The sequence below is a fragment of the Jeotgalibacillus sp. 10bf12 genome (genome assembly GCF_055597105.1).
Window position 1 is genome coordinate 2,323,509 of sequence record NZ_CP200276.1, and the last position, 19,662, is coordinate 2,343,170.

Below are 19,662 nucleotides of genomic sequence, written 5' to 3' on the forward strand. Positions count from 1 at the left end.
GGACCAGCATGAAAGGAAAAGATTTAGCCATACTCGCCAGTGTAATCCTGATTATCGCCATGTTGGTTATCCCACTTCCATCATGGATGCTGAGTGTATTAATTATTATTAACATCACACTCGGACTAATCGTGTTACTGACATCAATGAATATGAAAGAACCGCTGGAATTTGCTATTTTCCCATCGTTAATTCTGCTGTTAACCTTATTCAGGCTTGGTCTGAACATCTCAACAACAAGAGCTATTTTAAGCAGAGGTGAAGCCGGGGGCGTTGTTGAAACGTTCGGTACGTTCGTTACCGGAGGCAATATTCTAGTCGGAATAGTTGTCTTTATCATATTAATTATCATTCAATTTATTGTTATTACAAAAGGTGCAGAAAGAGTATCTGAAGTAGCTGCGCGCTTCACACTTGATGCGATGCCGGGTAAGCAGATGAGTATTGATGCTGATTTGAATGCAGGTATGATCTCTGAAGTGGAAGCGAGAGAACGACGTGAAAAAGTAGGCAGAGAAGCAGACTTTTATGGTGCGATGGATGGAGCGACTAAATTTGTAAAAGGTGACGCGATTGCCGGTATCATTATTGTTTTAATTAACTTAACGTTTGGTATGATTATCGGAATCGTACAAATGGGTATGTCACTTGGTGATTCAGCTAATCAATTCTCACTATTAACAGTTGGTGATGGAATTGTGTCACAAATTCCTGCTCTTTTAATTTCAACAGCTACTGGAATCGTTGTAACGAGAGCCGCCTCAGATGGCAATCTTGGACAGGATATTACGTCTCAGCTGTTTTCATTTGGACCGATTATGTACGTGGCAGGAACTACAATTGCCTTGCTTGGATTTTTCACACCGATTAATAATCTGCTGACATTGCCGATTGCATTGATTCTGGTGATAGGCGGGTACACCCTGTCTAAAGCGAAAAAACTTGAAACAGAAGAGTTTACTGATACAGAAGAGGATACTGCAACGGATGAAATGAAAAGTCCGGAAAGTGTTGTTAGTCTGTTAAATGTCGATCAGATTGAATTTGAATTTGGTTATGGTCTGATTCCACTTGCTGATGCGAATCAGGGTGGAGATCTGCTTGATAGAATCGTCATGATCAGAAGACAGCTGGCACTTGAGCTTGGATTAGTTATCCCTGTTGTAAGAATCCGTGACAATATTCAGCTTCAGCCAAATGAATACCGTCTGAAAATTAAAGGGAATGAGGTAGCAAAAGGTGAACTGCTTCTTGATCATTACCTGGCGATGAGTCCAGGCGATGATGACTCAATTGATGGAATCGATACAATTGAACCTTCTTTTGGACTGCCTGCGAAATGGATTGATGAATCCGTAAAGGATCAGGCGGAAATGCTCGGATATACAGTTGTCGATCCGCCTTCAGTCGTTTCTACTCATATAACTGAAATGATAAAAGGGCACGCACACGAATTACTTGGTCGACAGGAGACAAAACAGCTCATCGATCACCTCCAGGAATCATATCCAATTCTTGTGGAAGAAGTGACACCTTCACCACTCAGTGTGGGAGATGTCCAAAAGGTATTATCAAAACTGCTGCGTGAAAATGTATCAATCCGTAACCTTCCGATCATTTTTGAGACACTTGCAGATTATGCACGGATGACTTCAGATACTGATGTCCTTGCAGAATACGTAAGACAGTCTCTTGCAAAGCAGATTACAAGTCAATTTGCTGAGCCTGGTGACATACTGAGAGTGATTACACTGTCAGGAAGAGTTGAGAAGATGACAGCAGATAATGTACAGCAGACAGAGCACGGGAATTATTTATCGCTTGACCCTAATGATTCCCAGCGTATTTTAGAAGCAATGGCACAGCAAATTGAACAGCTTTCCATGACTGAGCAGACACCGATTGTATTATGCTCTCCTGCAGTAAGAATGTATATCCGACAATTAACAGAAAGATATTTCCCGCAAATACCGATTTTATCATATAACGAATTAGAAGCTAATGTGGAAGTTCAAAGTGTTGGGGTGGTGAATGTAGATTGAAAATGAAAAAAATTACGGCACCTACAATGCCAGAGGCGATGAAAAAAGTGCGTAAAGAGCTGGGTAATGATGCTGTCATAATGAATTCAAAAGTCATTTACACCGGCGGGTTTCTTGGTTTATTTAAAACAAAGCAAATCGAAGTAGTAGCGGGTATTGATTCAGCGGAGCCGCCATCTGAACAACTGACAGCGGCTGCGCTGGACAAGCCTGACATTAAAGCACCGGAAGAGAAAAATAATCATAAACTCGAGCATGAAATCAGAGAATTGAAGCAAATGGTTCATGAACTTTCAGCCAGACAAACCAGCTACATGGATTTCCCCTCACCAATCCGAATAATGCTGAAGAACCTTCAGGAACAGGATTTTAAAGAAAGCTGGATCCTGGAAACAGGCAGGATGCTGCATCAAAAGTGGGAGAATCAATCTGATGATTCAGAAATACTGAACTGGACAAAAGAGCATATACATACTTCTTTACAGCCGCTGGCTCACGGAGGTATTGACGCTTCAAAGAAATATATCTGTTTTATCGGACCAACCGGTGTTGGTAAAACAACAACACTTGCAAAAGTAGCAGCAAAGCTCGTAATGGAAGACAAGAAAAAAATCGGTTTTATTACTTCTGACACATACAGAATCGGTGCTATCGAGCAGCTGAAAACATACGCCGAGCTTCTAAATGTACCTGTAGAAGTTATTTACAACGATAAAGATTTTCAGACTGCAGCTGATAAATTCATTGATTATGACCACATCTTGATCGATACAGCAGGAAGAAATTACCGGGAGCTTCAATATGTTGAAGACTTAATGAATACGATTGACTTTCAATCGGATATGCAGACATTTCTTGTATTATCCATGACTTCAAAGTTTAAAGAAATGAAGGCCATTTATGACAGATTTAGTGATATGAAGTTGAATGGGCTGATTTTTACGAAGTGCGATGAGAGTATAACAGTTGGTCCTGCATTTCATATGATGATTGAGAGTCAAACAGGTATTGCCTATTTCACCAACGGCCAGGCGGTTCCGGAGGATATCAGAGAAGGTTCATTGAAAGAAATAAATGAAATGATGATCAGAGGTGTGAAAAGCTAATGGACCAGGCTGAAACATTGAGGCAGAAAATGCTCCATATGAATAAACCACTGGCAAAAGCGATTGCTGTAGTAAGCGGAAAAGGTGGCGTCGGAAAGTCCAACTTTTCGATCAATTTTGCTTCAGAACTTGCGGCAAAAGGTAAAAGGGTATTGCTGATGGACATGGATATCGGCATGGGCAATGTTCATATTCTCCTTGGTGCATCTTCTGATCAAAATATACTGCATTACCTTGAGGGGGATGGATCGATAGAAGATGTCATTGTCGAAATTGAAGGAGGTTTTTCATATATTTCAGGAGGCTCAGGGTTGAATAAAATGGTTGAGTGGAAAGACCTTGAAATTACCAGGCTTATGGATGGATTCAACTTGCTCCAGCAAGACTATGATTATCTGATTTTTGATATGGGAGCTGGCGCATCAGAAAATGGGCTCGAGCTCATTATGGCAGCTGATGAAGTCATCGTCATTACAACAGGTGAGCCCACTTCAATTATGGATGCTTATTCAATGATGAAATTTATTCATATGAAGGATCACGAGAAATCCTTCGCTTTGCTTTGTAATCGAGTGATGAATCCGGAAGAAGGAAAAGTCGCGTTAAGCAGACTATCTTCTGCTATGAATAAGTTTTTAAATAAAGATGTGCGTATTCTCGGAAGTCTTCCTGAAGATCCTTATGTAAGAAGGTCTGTCATCAGCCAGACCCCGTTTACAAAGCTGTATCCGGACTCGCCGGCATCTAAGACATTAAAAAATATGGTACATGCATATGTAGCGCATAACAATGAAGAAATTCACTCAGTGAACCCCCGCTTTACAGAGCGGCTGTCTGCATTTTTCCGAAGAAAGTGAGGAGAGGTCATGCATCGTAAAATAATTAAGGTGCTGGTAGTAGATGATTCTGCTTTTATGAGGAAGCTGATTCAGGAGTTTTTATCAGAAGATGAAAAAATTGCTGTTATCGGTACTGCCCGTAACGGCAAGGATGCATTAGCGAAAATACGTTTGTTAAAGCCGGATGTCATTACAATGGATGTGGAAATGCCAATCATGACCGGTCTTGAGGCGCTCAAATTAATTATGGAAGAAGATCCACTGCCAGTTATTATGTTATCCAGTACGACAAGAGAGGGCGCTGAAAATGCTCTTTTAGCCATGGATTACGGGGCAGTGGATTTTATCGCTAAACCATCCGGGACTATCTCACTAGATTTACATTTAATTAAAGAAGAACTGATTGAAAAAGTATTGAATGCAGCAGAAGCTACTCTCCACCCTCAGAAATTTCAACCTGCTAAAGAAAAACAAATTGATATTAGTAAAAAAGAACCTTTCTTAACCGATAGTAGATATGACAAGTCTAATCAGACGATCGTATTAATCGGCACATCAACCGGCGGTCCGCGTGCATTGCAAAAAGTACTTTCGGGCCTTCCGGGTAACCTGAAGGCGCCTGTATTGATCGTTCAGCATATGCCACCCGGTTTTACAAAATCATTGGCTCAGAGGCTGGATCAGTTATCAGAGCTGAGTGTGAAAGAAGCTGAAGAAGGTGATGTCTGCTTAAATGGTCACGCATATGTAGCGCCTGGAGATTATCATTTAAACATCATTCAGGGAGCTAAGCTGACATTATCTTTGAGTAAAGAGCCTCCTGTCAGTGGACACAGACCATCTGTTGATTTTATGTTCGGATCTGCTTCAGAATTAAAAGATGTGAAAAAAATTGCGGTCATTATGACTGGAATGGGTGCTGATGGGTCTAAAGGTCTGGTACAATTAGTTCATAACGGACAGACAGTATCCATTGCAGAGTCTAAAGATACATGTGTGGTTTACGGAATGCCAAAGGCTGCTACTGCGACAGGTCTCGTTACATATACAGCGCCACTACATGAGATTGCGAATAGAATTGTTAAATTAGCAGAAGGGTGAGTTCAATATGGAGATGAACCAATACTTAGAAGTTTTCATAGAAGAAAGTAAAGACCACTTACAAAATTGTAATACACAAATGCTTGAACTTGAAAAAAACCCGTCAGATCTAAGCATTGTAAATGAAATTTTCAGATCAGCACATACACTAAAAGGGATGTCTGCAACGATGGGTTATGAAGATTTAGCGAGCCTGACCCACCATATGGAAAATGTACTTGATGATATCAGGAATGAAAAATTAAGTGTATCGACCTCAGTCATGGATGCTCTATTCTCAGCAGTGGACGACCTTGAAGAAATGATTGCTTCAATCGCCTCAGGTGGCGATGGCAAGAAAGATGTAAGCCGGTCAGTATCGCTTCTTGAAGAGATTTTATCAGGTGAACCATTAAAACCTGCTTCAAAAGAAAGTCAGTCAAGTGTTCAATATGATGAGTTTGAGAGAACGGTCATTCTTCAGTCATTAGAACAGGGTTATCATGCCCTTGAGCTGACAGTCAGTCTGAGAGAGGACTGTCTTTTAAAGGCTGCGAGAGTATTTATGGTCTTTGAAGTACTTGAGAAATCAGCAGAAGTCATCAAATCATCTCCGACAGTTGATCAGCTTGAAGAAGAAAACTTTGATCAGCAATTCTGCGTGACAATTGCTACGAAAGAAAATGCGGATTTTATTGAAAAAAGTGTAATGAAAGTTTCAGAGGTGGAATCAGCTGTTGCCAAAGAGATTACACTTGATCATGATGAAATGCCTTTATCTGACAAAGCTGCAGAAGAAGCAGCAGTTACGTTAGAAACAGCCGCAGAAGCACCCGAAGAGCAAAAAGAAAACCAGAAAGCTGTATCTAATAAAACAATACGTGTAAATATTGACAGACTGGATGTGTTGATGAATCTTTTCGAAGAGCTGGTCATTGACAGAGGACGTCTCGAACAGATTTCAAAAGAGCTGAATCACGGAGAACTCAATGAAACGGTTGAACGGATGTCCCGTATTTCAGGGGATCTGCAATCTATTATTTTAACAATGAGAATGGTTCCTGTAGAGACGGTTTTTAACCGTTTCCCGAGAATGATCCGTCAGCTTGCAAGGGATCTGAATAAACAAATTAACCTTGAAATCAGCGGACAGAATACTGAACTTGATCGTACAGTGATCGATGAAATTGGCGACCCGCTTGTACACCTTCTTAGAAATGCGATTGATCATGGCGTTGAATCCCCATCTGTGAGAAAAGAAAAAGGTAAGTCTGAGACGGGGACCATTCAGCTGAGAGCTTATCACAGTGGAAATCATGTTTTCATTGAGATTGAAGATGACGGGGCAGGTATCAGTAAAGATAAGGTTTTGTCTAAAGCTTTATCTAAAGGGATTGTGACGCAGGAAGAGTCAAAAACGATGACTGATTCTCAAATCTATGAGCTGATCATGGCATCCGGTTTCTCTACAGCCGAAACAATTTCAGATATATCCGGAAGAGGTGTAGGACTCGATGTAGTGAAAACGACCATTGAATCTCTCGGAGGTTCAATTACCATACAGTCTGCAGCTGGTCAGGGCTCGATGTTCTCAGTACAGCTTCCACTGACGCTGTCCATTATTTCAGTCATGCTCGTAGAAGTAGAAGCTGAAAAATTCGCCATCCCTTTATCTTCAATTATCGAAACTGCTATTGTGAAAAATGATGATATTCTTCATGCACACAACCAGCGAGTTATTGATTTCAGAGGGAAAGTTGTACCTCTTGTCTTTCTAAATGAAGTTTTTGAAGTGGAAAAAGGAAGTGAAGACGATATTCACTCAGTTATTATCGTCCGTAAAGGTGAAAAAATGGCAGGTCTGGTTGTTGATTCATTTATTGGTCAGCAGGAAGTTGTCTTAAAATCGCTTGGTGACTACCTTGGTGACGTGTTTGCCATTTCAGGTGCGACAATTCTTGGAGACGGTCAAGTGGCGCTTATTGTAGATTGCAATGCACTGATTCAATAATGAATAACTGTGAATCTTTATCTTAAAGTAGTAAGGAGTGCAACGATATGTCAAATCAGGAACACGATTTAAAGGTAATTGTATTTCAGCTGGTTAATAAAGAGTATGCAGTGCCAGTACAAAATGTCCAGTCCATTGAGAAGGTAATGCATATTACCAGAGTGCCGGGGGTGCCAGCTTATGTAAGAGGTGTCATTAATCTTCGTGGTGTCGTCACACCGATCATAGATCTGAGAAAACGCTTTTCGCTTGAAGAATCTGTTGAAAGCGAACACACAAGAATTATCATCATTACGATTAACGGCCTTGATGTCGGATTGATTGTAGATTCGGCCAATGACGTGCTGGATCTGTCTAAAGATTCAATTGAGCCGCAGCCTCAGGTAGTAGGCAGCATTGAAACTGATTTTATCAGTGGGGTAGCTAAAATCGACCGAAGATTATTAATTCTGCTTCAGCTCGAAAAAGTACTGGAGAATGCTGCATGAGCTATGACGAGGAAATAACTGACTACCAGCTTGATATTTTAAAAGAGATAGGCAATATTGGGGCAGGTAACGCTGCTACTGCTCTTTCCTCTCTACTGGGTAACAAGGTTGATATGGCTGTACCTCATGTGAAAGTAGTATCCTTTGATGAAATGATGGATATCGCTGGAGGACCTGAAAATGTTGTTGTCAGTGTATTTCTAAGGATTGAAGGAGAAATGACAGGGAGTATGTTTTTTATCCTTTCAATCAATCAGGCAGAAAGTTTTATCAGAACGCTGACTAAAGATCCTGAATTTAACTTTGAAAATATAAGTGAATCTGAAATAGGCCTGTCGGCTCTTCAGGAAATGGGTAATATTTTATCAGGATCCTATTTATCTTCGTTATCAGATTTTACCCATTTAAATCTATACCCTACCGTACCGGCAATTGCTATTGATATGGCAGGGGCAATCATCAGCTTTGGACTGGTCGAACTGTCCCAGGCGGGAGATAAAGTAATTGTTATTGATACAGAACTGAAGGATGAAGGTAAACGTCGGGAAAACGGGCAGTTTTTTCTTCTTCCGGATCCTGAGTCTTTTAAAGTACTGTTTCGATCTTTAGGAGTAGATTGATGTGATAAAAACAGGAAATACTATTAAAGTAGGTATTGCTGATGCGAATATTGTATCCGGACAGGATACGATCAGAACATCAGGTCTTGGTTCCTGTGTAGGGGTTGTTCTGTACGATGAGCGTAGTAAAATAGCCGGACTCGTCCATATTATGCTGCCGGACTCTGCACTGGCAAGATCCGGGGAAATTAATCCTGCAAAATTTGCCGACACAGGGATACCCTATTTAATCAGTCTGTTAAAAAGTCCGCCCTACAGGTTAAAGGCTAAGATCGCCGGCGGAGCGCAAATGTTCCAGTTCGCCGGTCAGAAAGACACCATGAGAATCGGACCGCGTAATGTGGAAGCTGTCAAAAAGGTGTTGAGCAGCTATCAGATTAAAGTGATAAGTGAAGATACCGGAGGAAGCAGCGGAAGGACGATTGAATTTGATCCCTCCAGCAGTTTACTGTCCATCAGAACAGTAAACATCGGTGAAAAAGTAATTTAATCTATTTATTTTATAACTAAGCATTATGTGAGAGGTCTAAATATCAGTTTTAAGAGCCCTGGATATCAGCGGCTCTTTTTTAATTGCAAAACACAAAAGCCCCTCCTTTTGATATAATAGGAAATATATATAATCAGTCTAAAAGTTCATGCAATCTTTTAGTTGACACAGAGCTGACAAGAAAGGAGGCACCATGCCATGGATGAATCAAAAGATCAGGAAAAATACTACTGGCAGATGTGGACTGCCTCCAGAGATTCTCATGCAGGGGACATGCTCGTGCAGCGGTATATGCCGCTTGTACAATACCATGTCCATAGAATCAGTGCCGGATTGCCAAAGAATGTCTCGCGTGATGATATTAAAAGTCTGGGATTAATGGGACTGCTCGATGCTTTGCAGAAGTTTGACCCTGAAAGGGATTTGAAATTTGATACATATGCTTCTTTCAGAGTACGCGGCGCCATTATTGATGGACTGAGAAAAGAAGATTGGATGCCCCGGTCAGCCAGGGAAAAAGCCAAAAAAGTCGATGCTGCTATAGAAGAACTTGAACAAAAGTCCCTGAGACACGTGGAAGCACATGAAGTAGCAGACGCTTTGGAGATGCCGGTTGAGGAAGTGTACCAGATTACACAGGAACATTTATTTGCAAATGTTCTTTCAATGGATGACCAGGCAAATGATCACGACAATGATGATGGTGCGGCTTTTACACTGAGAGATCATCGCGCAAAAATGCCTGAGGATCAACTCGTTAAAGATGAGCTTTATCAGGACCTAGCATCAGTTATTTCCCAGCTGAACGAGAAAGAGCAGCTAGTGCTCAGTCTGTTTTACTCAGAAGAATTAACGCTCACTGAAATTGGAGAGGTTATGAGTTTATCAACCTCCCGTATTTCCCAGATTCATTCAAAATGTCTGTTTAAGCTTCGTAAACTGCTGGCCTCAGAATATAGCCAGACTTAAAGGAGAAGATCAGATGAGCCTGAAACTTGTAGAATTGCAGGTAGCGATCCCTAAAACAGTCGATGCAGGAAAGATGGCAGATCAACTTCAGCAGCAAAATGCAATTAATCAGAGTCAAATGGCGGCACTTGCAGAAAAAGAGCGTCTGAAAAAACTCGAATCAGTCAACCGTTTTGGAGAAAGTGAGAAGGCAAATAACAAACGTCAAAGGGAACATGGTAAAAATTCTGAAAAAAATAACGCTGATGAGGTTCAGTCATCTTTAGCCGGGGAGAAACACCCTTTTAAAGGTAGAAGAGTGGATTATTCAGGTTAATAAGGAGTCAACATGATATTATTTTTACTTATCTTATCCATCATTTTTAATATTGCTGCCTTTTTATCGATCTACCTGTTGTTCCTCAGACAGAACAGATTGATCAGCAAAGAAGTCCAGCATGAAAAAACACTGAATGAAATTGAACAGACATTTACCGGCTACCTGCTTGAAATGAAAGAAGAAAATGAACAGTTTTTAAATCAGTTCGAAAAAATAAGTAAATCTAAACCGGCAGAAGAGATGTCCGGAAAACCATCACAGGAGCCTGTTGTATCATTAAATACTGCCAGAAACCTTGCTTCAGCAGCCTATAAAAAACCTCAGAAGTCCAGACGGCAGTCTGACAATGACCAGGCTAAAAGCATGATTGACCAGGGCTATTCAATTGAAGAGGTTGCTAAAGAGCTCAAAAAAGGGAAAACTGAAGTCGAACTGATGCTGAAGTTTAATCAATCATAAACCGCTTAAAAGAGTCATCAATAACTACTTGATGACTTTTTTTTTATATGGTATAGTAGTTAACGGTGTTAATACACACGCTTCGTGATTGGGCGGATGGTGCTGCTTACAAGATAAGCAGTTTCCGACCTGTAAATGACCGGAGCGGAGGAGAATAACCACAAGGAGGAAATAACACTATGTCAGTAATTTCAATGAAACAATTGCTAGAAGCAGGTGTTCACTTCGGCCACCAGACACGCCGCTGGAACCCAAAAATGAAGAAGTATATTTTCACGGAGCGTAACGGAATCTACATCATTGACCTTCAAAAGACGGTTAAAAAAGTAGAAGAAGCTTACAAGTTCGTGAAAGAAGTTGCAGCTGACGGAGGAGAAGTTCTTTTCGTTGGTACTAAAAAGCAGGCTCAGGAGTCTGTGAAAGACGAAGCAGAACGTGCAGGTATGCACTTCATCAACCAGCGCTGGTTAGGTGGAACGCTAACAAACTTTGACACAATCCAGCTTCGCATCAACCGTCTTAAGAAAATCGAAAAGATGGAAGAAGACGGTACATTTGAAGTGCTTCCAAAGAAAGAAGTAGTTCAACTAAGAAAAGAATATGAGCGTCTTGTTAAATTCCTAGGCGGAATCAGAGACATGAAGAAGCTTCCGGATGCTTTATTCATCATCGATCCTCGTAAAGAGCGTATCGCTGTTGCTGAAGCAATCAAGCTGAATATTCCAATCGTAGGAATCGTTGACACAAACTGTGATCCTGACGAAATCGACTACGTAATCCCTGCAAATGATGACGCAATCCGCGCCGTTAAACTTCTGACTTCAAAAATGGCTGACGCTATTCTTGAATCTAAGCAGGTTGAAGAAGAGGAAGAAGAAGCAGTAGCTGCTGAGTAATAATTTTAAAAGGTGATAAGCGGGAAAATCCCTTATCACCTTTTTTAAAGGATAAAAATGAAATTTTAACAGATATGAGGAGGAATTTTCATGGCTATTACAGCTCAAATGGTTAAAGAACTTCGTGAAAAAACTGGTGCAGGTATGATGGACTGCAAAAAAGCACTTCAGGAAACAAATGGAGATATGGATCAGGCAATTGACTTCCTTCGTGAAAAAGGGATTGCTAAAGCAGCTAAAAAAGCTGACCGTATCGCAGCTGAAGGTCTTACATTCATCAAGAGCAATGGAAATGACGCAGTCATTCTTGAGCTTAACTCAGAAACTGACTTCGTTGCGAAAAACGAAGGTTTCCAAAACCTTGGTAATGAATTAGCAGATCATCTTCTTGCAACAAAGCCTGAGTCTGTTGATGCAGCACTTGAAACAGAAATGAGCAACGGCCAGAAAGTAGGAGACTACATTACGGGTAACGTTGGTAAGATCGGTGAAAAGATCAGCCTTCGCCGTTTTGCTGTCCGCACAAAAGAAGATAACGCTGCATTTGGCGAATACCTTCACATGGGCGGAAGAATCGGTGTTCTTTCAGTAGTTGAAGGTACAACTGAGGAGCAGGTAGCAAAAGATGTAGCAATGCACGCTGCTGCACTTAACCCTAAGTTCATCTCTCGTGACCAGGTTTCTCAGGAAGAAGCTGACAGAGAGCGTGAAATTCTTACAAAACAGGCATTAGAAGAAGGAAAGCCTGAAAATATCGTTGCTAAAATGGTAGAAGGACGCCTGAACAAATACTTTGAGGAAATCTGCATTGTTGATCAGCCATTCGTAAAGAATCCTGATCAAAAAGTAAAAGAATTCCTTGCTTCTAACAGCGCCCAGCTGACTGACTTCGTTCGTTATGAAGTTGGAGAAGGTATTGAAAAGCGCCAGGACAACTTTGCTGATGAAGTAATGAGCCAGGTGAAAAAATAATCGTTGATTAAAACGACTAGCGGGGACACTTTGTGTTCCCTCTTTTTTGGAAAAAATGAACCATACGGGAGGACTCTATGAGTAAATCAAGGTACAATCGAGTGGTATTGAAACTAAGTGGTGAAGCACTTGCAGGAGAAGCAGGATTTGGCATTCATCCTCCGATTATAAAATCAGTAGCTGAACAGATTAAAGAACTTTCTGACCTTGGTGTTGAAGTAGCTGTTGTTGTAGGCGGCGGTAACATCTGGCGCGGAAAGATTGGCAGCGAAATGGGAATGGACCGGGCTTCTGCTGATTACATGGGCATGCTTGCAACAGTAATGAATTCCCTTGCACTGCAGGACAGTCTTGAAAATGCCGGGGTACAAACCCGCGTGCAGACTTCAATTGAAATGCGTCAGGTTGCGGAACCTTATATCAGAAGAAAAGCCATTCGACATCTTGAAAAGAAGCGCGTTGTCATTTTTGCAGCAGGAACAGGGAATCCTTACTTCTCTACAGATACAACTGCTGCACTGAGAGCTGCTGAAATTGAAGCTGAAGTCATTTTAATGGCTAAAAACAATGTGGATGGCGTTTATTCTGCAGATCCTAAAATTGATACGGATGCAGTAAAATATGATGAACTGTCATTTTTAGACGTACTAAAAGATGGTTTGGCTGTAATGGATTCAACAGCTTCATCCTTATGTATGGACAATGATATCCCGCTCATAGTATTCTCAATTATGGAGAATGGAAATATTAAACGTGCCGCTCTTGGTGAACCAATCGGTACAGTTGTCAGGGGGAAAAAATAATGGCTCAACAGACAATGAACGAAACAAAAGACAAAATGTCTAAAGCAATTCAATCTTTCTCACGTGATCTTGCAAGCATTAGAGCAGGTCGTGCGAGCGCTTCTTTACTTGATAAAATTCAGGTGGAGTACTATGGTGCGCCGACACCGCTTAACCAGGTAGCATCAATTTCTGTACCGGAAGCAAGACTGCTCCAGATCACACCTTATGATAAGACTGCGCTTGGAGATATTGAAAAAGCGATTCAGAAATCAGATCTTGGATTAAATCCTTCTAATGATGGTTCGCTGATCCGTATCACAATCCCGGCACTTACTGAAGAGCGCCGCCGTGATCTTGCAAAGCAGGTGAAAAAAGAAGCTGAAGAAGCGAAGGTAGGTATTCGTAACATCCGCCGTGATGCAAACGACGACCTGAAAAAGCAGGAAAAATCAGGAGACATCACTGAAGATGATCTGCGAGGCTACAGCGATGATGTTCAGAAGATGACTGACGAGCATATTGCAAAGATTGATGAGCTGGCAAAAGCTAAAGAACAGGAAATCCTTGAGGTTTAATCACATCTTATTAGAAAACCCTCTACAGTGTAGGGGGTTTTCTTTGTTAATACCCCTTTTCAAAACAAGGCAACATTTTCAAGTATATATTTGATATGATAGGACTAGCATAAAATATGCAATTACCTGATGGGGGAAGTACAATGCTCGAAAAAATGAAAAGATGGACATCCCTTAAAGAACCGGAGTCCTTTTCACAACGAATTAATGATTGTAAAAACTATAAAATACCTGATCATATTGCCATCATTATGGATGGTAATGGCCGATGGGCAAATAAAAGAGCGTTGCCGCGGGTTGCAGGACATCATGAAGGGATGAAAACTGTAAAGCCGATTACCAGACTTGCTAATGACCTGGGTGTAAAAGCACTGACACTTTACGCATTTTCAACTGAAAACTGGGTCAGACCAAAAATGGAAGTTGAGTTTCTTATGAAGCTGCCAGAAGAGTTTCTTGGTACATTTCTGCCCGAATTGATTGAAGAAAACGTACAAGTACAAATGATGGGGGACAGAGAACAGGTCCCTGCACATACGCTCCGAGCCGTCGATCAGGCAATAGCAAAAACGGCACATAACGACGGACTAGTTTTAAACTTTGCTTTAAATTATGGCAGTAGAAATGAAATTATTCAGGCAGTTAAAGACTTCGCGACAGATGTGAAAACCGGGAAAGCAGATCCGGAGTCATTAACAGATGATCTGTTCAGCTCTTATCTGATGACGCCTCATCTTGGTGACCCTGACCTGCTGATCAGAACAAGCGGTGAGATCAGATTAAGTAACTTTATGCTGTGGCAGCTCGCTTATACTGAGTTCTGGTTTACAGATGTGTTATGGCCTGATTTTAAGGAAGAACATTTAATTGAAGCAATTGAAGGCTTTCAAAAGCGTTCGAGAAGATATGGCGGTTTAAAAAGCGAGGATCTGACATGAAACAACGAATTATAACAGGTGTGCTCGCAGCAGCACTATTTATACCGGTTGTCCTGGTGGGAGGATTACTGTTTGTAATCGGGACTTATTTTATTGCAACAGTCGCATTATATGAAGTGCTCAGAATGCGCTCCATCCAGTTCCGTTCCATTCCTGGTGCGATCTCAATGATTACACTCTGGATATTTCTTCTGCCAAATGAATATTATGAATTGCTTAATCAGCTGAATTATACAAAAATAGAAACTGCACTATTATCGGTATTATTGCTACTTGTTTATACGGTTTTGAAAAAGAACCGTTTCACATTTGATGACGCAGCATTTGCTGTATTTGCAATGCTGTATGTAGGGATTGGTTTTTTCTATTTTATCGAAACTAGAGATGCAGATATTTTATGGGTTGTCTATGCTTTAATTATTATCTGGACGACTGATTCCGGTGCATATTTCATCGGAAAATCAATGGGGAAAAGAAAACTGTGGCCTGATATCAGTCCTAATAAGACAGTTGAAGGATTTATTGGCGGAATTGTAAGTGCTCTGGTTGCAGTTGTTATTTTTTATTTTATTGCACCTCTGGATGCAATGCTATGGTATCTGCTCCCGGCAACGGTTGTACTTTCAGCCTTCGGGCAGATTGGAGACCTGGTTGAATCTGCACTGAAGAGACATTACGGTGTGAAGGATTCAGGTAATATCCTTCCTGGACATGGCGGATTATTAGACCGTTTTGACAGTCTGCTATTTGTATTACCGCTTATGCACATTCTACAATTAATCTGATAAAGGAGCTAAGGGATTTATGAAAAAGATTTCATTACTGGGAGCTTCGGGATCAATTGGACTCCAAACGCTTGATGTATTACGTGCCCATAAGGATTCATTTGAACTTGTCGCTTTTTCAGTGGGGCGCAATATTAATCAGGCCAGAAAAATTATTGAAGAATTCAATCCATCTCTTGTATCTGTTCAATCAAAAGAGGATGCAGACATTCTGACAGGAGAATACATAGGGAAAACGTCGATCATGCATGGCGCTGAAGGACTGATTGAAACAGCGATTCATCCTGAAGCGGACCTGCTTGTAAATGCGGTGCTTGGAAGTGTGGGGCTTGAGCCGACATTACAGGCGATTCATGCAGGTAAAACCATCGCAATTGCCAATAAAGAAACGCTCGTCACTGCCGGACACCTTGTAATGGAGGCGGCTCATAATCATAACGTCACCATCCTGCCTGTCGATAGTGAACATTCAGCTATTTTCCAGGCACTTCAGGGAGAAAACCAAAAAAATATCGAAAGATTAATTATTACAGCTTCAGGCGGCAGCTTCAGAGATCTGTCCCGCTCAGAGCTTGAAGGAGTAACAGTAAAAGATGCGCTTAACCATCCGAACTGGTCAATGGGCGCAAAAATTACGATTGATTCAGCCAGTATGATGAATAAAGGTCTCGAGGTAATCGAGGCGAAGTGGCTATTTGATTTACCATACGACAAAATAGATGTACTTCAGCACAGGGAGAGTATCATACATTCTATGGTAGAGTTTCATGACAGTTCAGTGATGGCCCAACTCGGCACACCTGACATGAGAGTCCCGATTCAGTATGCGCTAAGTTACCCGGATCGATTTGTCCATAAAACTGACCGCAGACTGCGACTTGAGGAGATAGGAAAGCTACATTTTGAAAAGATGGACCTTGAACGCTTCAGGTGTCTCGATTTTGCTTATCAGGCAGGACGGACAGGCGGTACGATGCCAACTGTTTTAAATGCAGCAAATGAGGCAGCAGTTGCATTGTTTTTAAAAGAGAAAATCAGCTTCCTTGATATTGAACACGTAATAGAACAAGCGATGTCATCTCATCATCCGGTACCGAATCCTGATCTTGAAACCATTACATCAGTTGATCAGGAAACACGTTCAAAAATTCTTGCGGAATTTAAACGCTGATTGTACACCCGTCATTTTGGAACGTGCTACAATAGGTTAAAGTCTGTGCATTCAGACACAACTATGTTAAAGGTGGTATGACGATGAACTCAGTCATCGCATTTATAGTCATTTTCGGTGCGCTCGTATTTTTTCATGAGCTGGGACACTTTGTCTTTGCTAAAAGAGCGGGTATCCTATGCCGTGAGTTTGCAATCGGAATGGGTCCGAAAGTGCTTGCTTTCAAGAAAAATGAAACACAGTATACCCTTCGCCTGCTGCCGATTGGCGGATACGTCAGGATGGCCGGAGAAGATGCTGAACTGATGGAATTAAAGCCGGGCTTCAGAGCCGGTTTAATATTGGGTCAGGATGAAAAGGTTGAAAAGGTCGTACTGAATAATAAAGACCGTTACCCTGATCTTCGTGTCATCGAAGTAGCTGAAGCAGAACTTGAAAAAGAACTGTATATTAAAGGCTACGAAGAAGGTGAAGAGACACTGCAGCGATTCGATCTTTCTGAAAAAGCTGTTTTTATTGAGGACGGCGTGGAAACGCAGCTTGCTCCGTGGAACAGACAGTTTAATTCAAAAAAGCTGCACCAGCGCTTTTTAACGATCTTTGCAGGCCCTGCCATGAATTTCGTACTTGCATTTATTGTTTTATCAATCATCGGGATGTCTGCAGGAATTCCTGTTGATCGCGCAGTGCTTGGAGATCTTGTGCCCGGTGACCCTGCTGATGAGGCAGGACTTGAAAAAGGTGATGAGGTTACCTCAATTTCAGGAGAAGAAATTTCTACCTGGGCAGATCTGACAGGCATTGTGAGTCAATCACCTGGTGAAGAAATCACAATTGATGTTCAAAGAGGAGAAGAATCTCTTTCATTTAATGTAACACCTGAAGAGAGAACATTTGAACAGGGTGATCAAACCATTTCACAGGGCATTATCGGCGTTTATAACCCCAGAATAGAATCTCCAAGTATTTTCCAAAGTGTCCAATATGGTGCGGAACAGACTTATTTCTGGACAGTGACAATTTTTGATTTATTGGGAGATTTAATTACAGGCCAGTTTTCAATTGATGCATTAGCTGGGCCGGTTGGTATATATAAGAGCACTGAAGAAGTTGCAAAAGCAGGGATTTATCAGCTGATGCAGTGGGGTGCAATTTTAAGTATAAACCTTGGTATTATGAACCTTCTGCCACTTCCGGCATTAGATGGCGGCAGACTGCTGTTCTTCGGTTTTGAAGCTTTGCGTGGAAAACCGATCGACAGGCAAAAGGAAGGTATGGTTCATTTTGTAGGATTCGCATTATTAATGCTGCTCATGATCGTTGTTACCTGGAACGACATCCAGCGATATTTCTTATAAGCAGAGAGAAAATAGAGGTGCTATAGATGAAACAGAGTCAAACGCTAATTCCAACATTAAAAGAAACCCCTTCAGAAGCTGATGTAAAAAGTCATCAGCTTCTGCTAAGAGCGGGATATATCAGACAAAATGCAAGCGGCATTTATTCATTTCTGCCACTTGGCCTGAAAGTGCTTCAGAAAGTAGAAAAAATTATACGTGAAGAAATGAATGCTGCAGGTGGAGTGGAAATGCTGATGCCTGCACTTCAGCCTGCCGAACTTTGGGAAGAATCAGGGAGATGGTTCACTTACGGGCCTGAATTGATGAGAATGAAGGACCGTCACGAGCGTGAATTCGCTCTTGGTGCAACACATGAAGAAATGATTACAAGTCTGCTTCGCGATGAAGTAAAGTCTTATAAGCGCCTGCCGCTGACAGTTTATCAGATTCAGACAAAATACCGGGATGAGAAGCGTCCGAGATTTGGCTTACTCAGAGGCCGTGAATTCTTAATGAAGGATGCTTATTCATTTCATGCCTCCACTGAAAGTCTTGATGAAGCTTATGACAGACTTTTCGAAGCTTATCAGAACATCTTCCGCAGATGCGGTTTAAATTTCCGGGCTGTACTGGCTGATTCAGGTGCAATTGGCGGGAAAGACAATCATGAATTTATGGTTCTTTCTGAGATCGGTGAAGACACAATTGCATATTCTGATTCATCTGATTATGCTGCGAACCTTGAAATGGCAGCAGTAAATAAGCAGTATGACAAGAAAAACCACAGTGGAAAAGAAAAAGAAGAAGTATCTACTCCGGATCAGAAATCAATTGACGCTGTAGCGGATTTCCTGGGTGCAGATAAAGAAGATACAGTTAAGTCAATGCTGTTCATTGTAGACGAAAAGCCGGTGCTTGTATTAGTGCGCGGAGATCATGAAGTGAATGATGTGAAAGTAAAAAATGCAGTGAATGGCCGTGTGGCTGAACTGGCAACTGAAGAAGAGACCGTTCAGTATACTGGTGTGAAGCCGGGTTCTGTCGGACCTGTTGGACTTTCAGAAGAAGTGACGATTATCGCAGACAATGCAGTAGAGGCAATGGGAGATATGATCGCCGGAGCTAATGAGGAGGGTGTTCACTTCAAGCACCTTCAGGCCGGAAGAGATTTCGAAGTATCCCAGTACGCAGATATCCGGGTTGTTGTTGAGGGAGACCCTTCACCGGATGGAAATGGAACGATTCAATTTGCACGCGGGATTGAAGTTGGTCACGTATTTAAGCTTGGTACTGTATACAGTGAGCCGATGAATGCAAATATTCTGGATGAAAACGGACGCTCCAATCCTATGATTATGGGTTGCTACGGCATTGGTGTGTCACGTACACTTGCAGCAATGGCTGAGCAGTTTAATGATGAAAATGGATTGATCTGGCCAACAAATATTGCTCCATATGATATTCATCTGCTCGCTGTAAATATGAAAGATGAAACGCAGGCTCAGACAGCAGAAGAACTGTACAAACTGTTAACTGATTATCGTTATGAAGTTTTACTTGATGATAGAAAAGAGCGCGCAGGTGTTAAGTTTGCAGATTCAGACTTAATGGGACTGCCAGTCAGAATCACGGTTGGTAAACGCGCATCAGAAGGCATTGTTGAAGTTAAAATCAGAAAAAATGGCGAATCTTATGAAGTTCAAAAAGAAGAATTAACTGACAAACTCCAGGAGATTTTTCGCCAGGCTAACGCTTAACCATTTAAAAACCTGAGGCT

20 protein-coding genes are annotated in these 19,662 nt (G+C 41.4%); all 20 read left to right on the forward strand.

Annotated elements, in window-relative coordinates; translation table 11 throughout:
* Positions 1–8 precede the first annotated feature (8 nt).
* Complete coding sequence (gene flhA, locus DH10bf12_RS12080) at positions 9–2,042, forward strand: flagellar biosynthesis protein FlhA (protein ID WP_471735525.1); 2,034 nt, start codon at positions 9–11, stop codon at positions 2,040–2,042.
* A 2-nt stretch (positions 2,043–2,044) separates the two neighbouring features.
* Positions 2,045–3,148 (forward strand): flagellar biosynthesis protein FlhF, encoded by a 1,104-nt coding sequence (flhF, locus tag DH10bf12_RS12085; protein ID WP_471735526.1) that lies wholly within the window; start codon positions 2,045–2,047, stop codon positions 3,146–3,148.
* Positions 3,148–4,005, forward strand: a complete 858-nt coding sequence (locus DH10bf12_RS12090; protein ID WP_471735527.1) for a MinD/ParA family protein — start codon at positions 3,148–3,150, stop codon at positions 4,003–4,005. Before flhF ends, DH10bf12_RS12090 begins: the two co-directional genes overlap by 1 nt.
* Positions 4,006–4,014: 9 nt before the next feature.
* Complete coding sequence (locus DH10bf12_RS12095; RefSeq protein ID WP_471735528.1) at positions 4,015–5,088, forward strand: protein-glutamate methylesterase/protein-glutamine glutaminase; 1,074 nt, start codon at positions 4,015–4,017, stop codon at positions 5,086–5,088.
* 7 nt (positions 5,089–5,095) lie between these two features.
* Positions 5,096–7,078, forward strand: a complete 1,983-nt coding sequence (locus tag DH10bf12_RS12100; protein WP_471735529.1) for a chemotaxis protein CheA — start codon at positions 5,096–5,098, stop codon at positions 7,076–7,078.
* A gap of 47 nt (positions 7,079–7,125) precedes the next feature.
* The gene (locus DH10bf12_RS12105) at positions 7,126–7,566 is read left to right on the forward strand and encodes a chemotaxis protein CheW (protein WP_471735530.1); all 441 of its coding nucleotides are present in this window, start codon (positions 7,126–7,128) and stop codon (positions 7,564–7,566) included.
* Positions 7,563–8,186 (forward strand): chemotaxis protein CheC, encoded by a 624-nt coding sequence (locus DH10bf12_RS12110; protein ID WP_471735531.1) that lies wholly within the window; start codon positions 7,563–7,565, stop codon positions 8,184–8,186. The genes DH10bf12_RS12105 and DH10bf12_RS12110 overlap by 4 nt, the downstream gene beginning before the upstream one ends.
* A 1-nt stretch (position 8,187) precedes the next feature.
* On the forward strand, positions 8,188–8,676 hold the full coding sequence (locus DH10bf12_RS12115; protein ID WP_471735532.1) for a chemotaxis protein CheD: 489 nt from the start codon (positions 8,188–8,190) through the stop codon (positions 8,674–8,676).
* A gap of 198 nt (positions 8,677–8,874) precedes the next feature.
* Positions 8,875–9,645, forward strand: a complete 771-nt coding sequence (locus DH10bf12_RS12120) for a FliA/WhiG family RNA polymerase sigma factor (RefSeq protein WP_471735533.1) — start codon at positions 8,875–8,877, stop codon at positions 9,643–9,645.
* 13 nt (positions 9,646–9,658) lie between these two features.
* A complete protein-coding gene (locus DH10bf12_RS12125; protein ID WP_471735534.1) occupies positions 9,659–9,961 on the forward strand; it encodes a hypothetical protein in 303 nt (100 codons plus the stop codon).
* Positions 9,962–9,973: 12 nt separating this feature from the next.
* Positions 9,974–10,423: a DUF6115 domain-containing protein gene (locus DH10bf12_RS12130; protein ID WP_471735535.1), complete on the forward strand. Its 450-nt coding sequence runs from the start codon at positions 9,974–9,976 to the stop codon at positions 10,421–10,423.
* 179 nt (positions 10,424–10,602) lie between these two features.
* Positions 10,603–11,319: a 30S ribosomal protein S2 gene (gene rpsB / locus DH10bf12_RS12135; RefSeq protein WP_404409210.1), complete on the forward strand. Its 717-nt coding sequence runs from the start codon at positions 10,603–10,605 to the stop codon at positions 11,317–11,319.
* Positions 11,320–11,409: 90 nt separating this feature from the next.
* Positions 11,410–12,291 carry a translation elongation factor Ts gene (gene tsf, locus DH10bf12_RS12140; RefSeq protein WP_471735536.1) on the forward strand — a complete coding sequence of 294 codons (882 nt, stop codon included), beginning with the start codon at positions 11,410–11,412 and terminating at the stop codon, positions 12,289–12,291.
* A 77-nt stretch (positions 12,292–12,368) separates the two neighbouring features.
* On the forward strand, positions 12,369–13,094 hold the full coding sequence (pyrH, locus tag DH10bf12_RS12145) for a UMP kinase (protein ID WP_404409214.1): 726 nt from the start codon (positions 12,369–12,371) through the stop codon (positions 13,092–13,094).
* A complete protein-coding gene (gene frr / locus DH10bf12_RS12150; RefSeq protein ID WP_471735537.1) occupies positions 13,094–13,651 on the forward strand; it encodes a ribosome recycling factor in 558 nt (185 codons plus the stop codon). Before pyrH ends, frr begins: the two co-directional genes overlap by 1 nt.
* A 143-nt stretch (positions 13,652–13,794) precedes the next feature.
* A complete protein-coding gene (locus DH10bf12_RS12155) occupies positions 13,795–14,589 on the forward strand; it encodes an isoprenyl transferase (RefSeq protein WP_471735538.1) in 795 nt (264 codons plus the stop codon).
* On the forward strand, positions 14,586–15,374 hold the full coding sequence (locus DH10bf12_RS12160; protein WP_471735539.1) for a phosphatidate cytidylyltransferase: 789 nt from the start codon (positions 14,586–14,588) through the stop codon (positions 15,372–15,374). Before DH10bf12_RS12155 ends, DH10bf12_RS12160 begins: the two co-directional genes overlap by 4 nt.
* A gap of 19 nt (positions 15,375–15,393) precedes the next feature.
* Complete coding sequence (locus DH10bf12_RS12165; protein ID WP_471735540.1) at positions 15,394–16,545, forward strand: 1-deoxy-D-xylulose-5-phosphate reductoisomerase; 1,152 nt, start codon at positions 15,394–15,396, stop codon at positions 16,543–16,545.
* An 83-nt stretch (positions 16,546–16,628) separates the two neighbouring features.
* Positions 16,629–17,903 (forward strand): RIP metalloprotease RseP, encoded by a 1,275-nt coding sequence (gene rseP, locus DH10bf12_RS12170; RefSeq protein WP_471735541.1) that lies wholly within the window; start codon positions 16,629–16,631, stop codon positions 17,901–17,903.
* 26 nt (positions 17,904–17,929) lie between these two features.
* Positions 17,930–19,642, forward strand: coding sequence for a proline--tRNA ligase (locus DH10bf12_RS12175; RefSeq protein WP_471735542.1), 1,713 nt, complete (start codon positions 17,930–17,932; stop codon positions 19,640–19,642).
* Positions 19,643–19,662 lie beyond the last annotated feature (20 nt).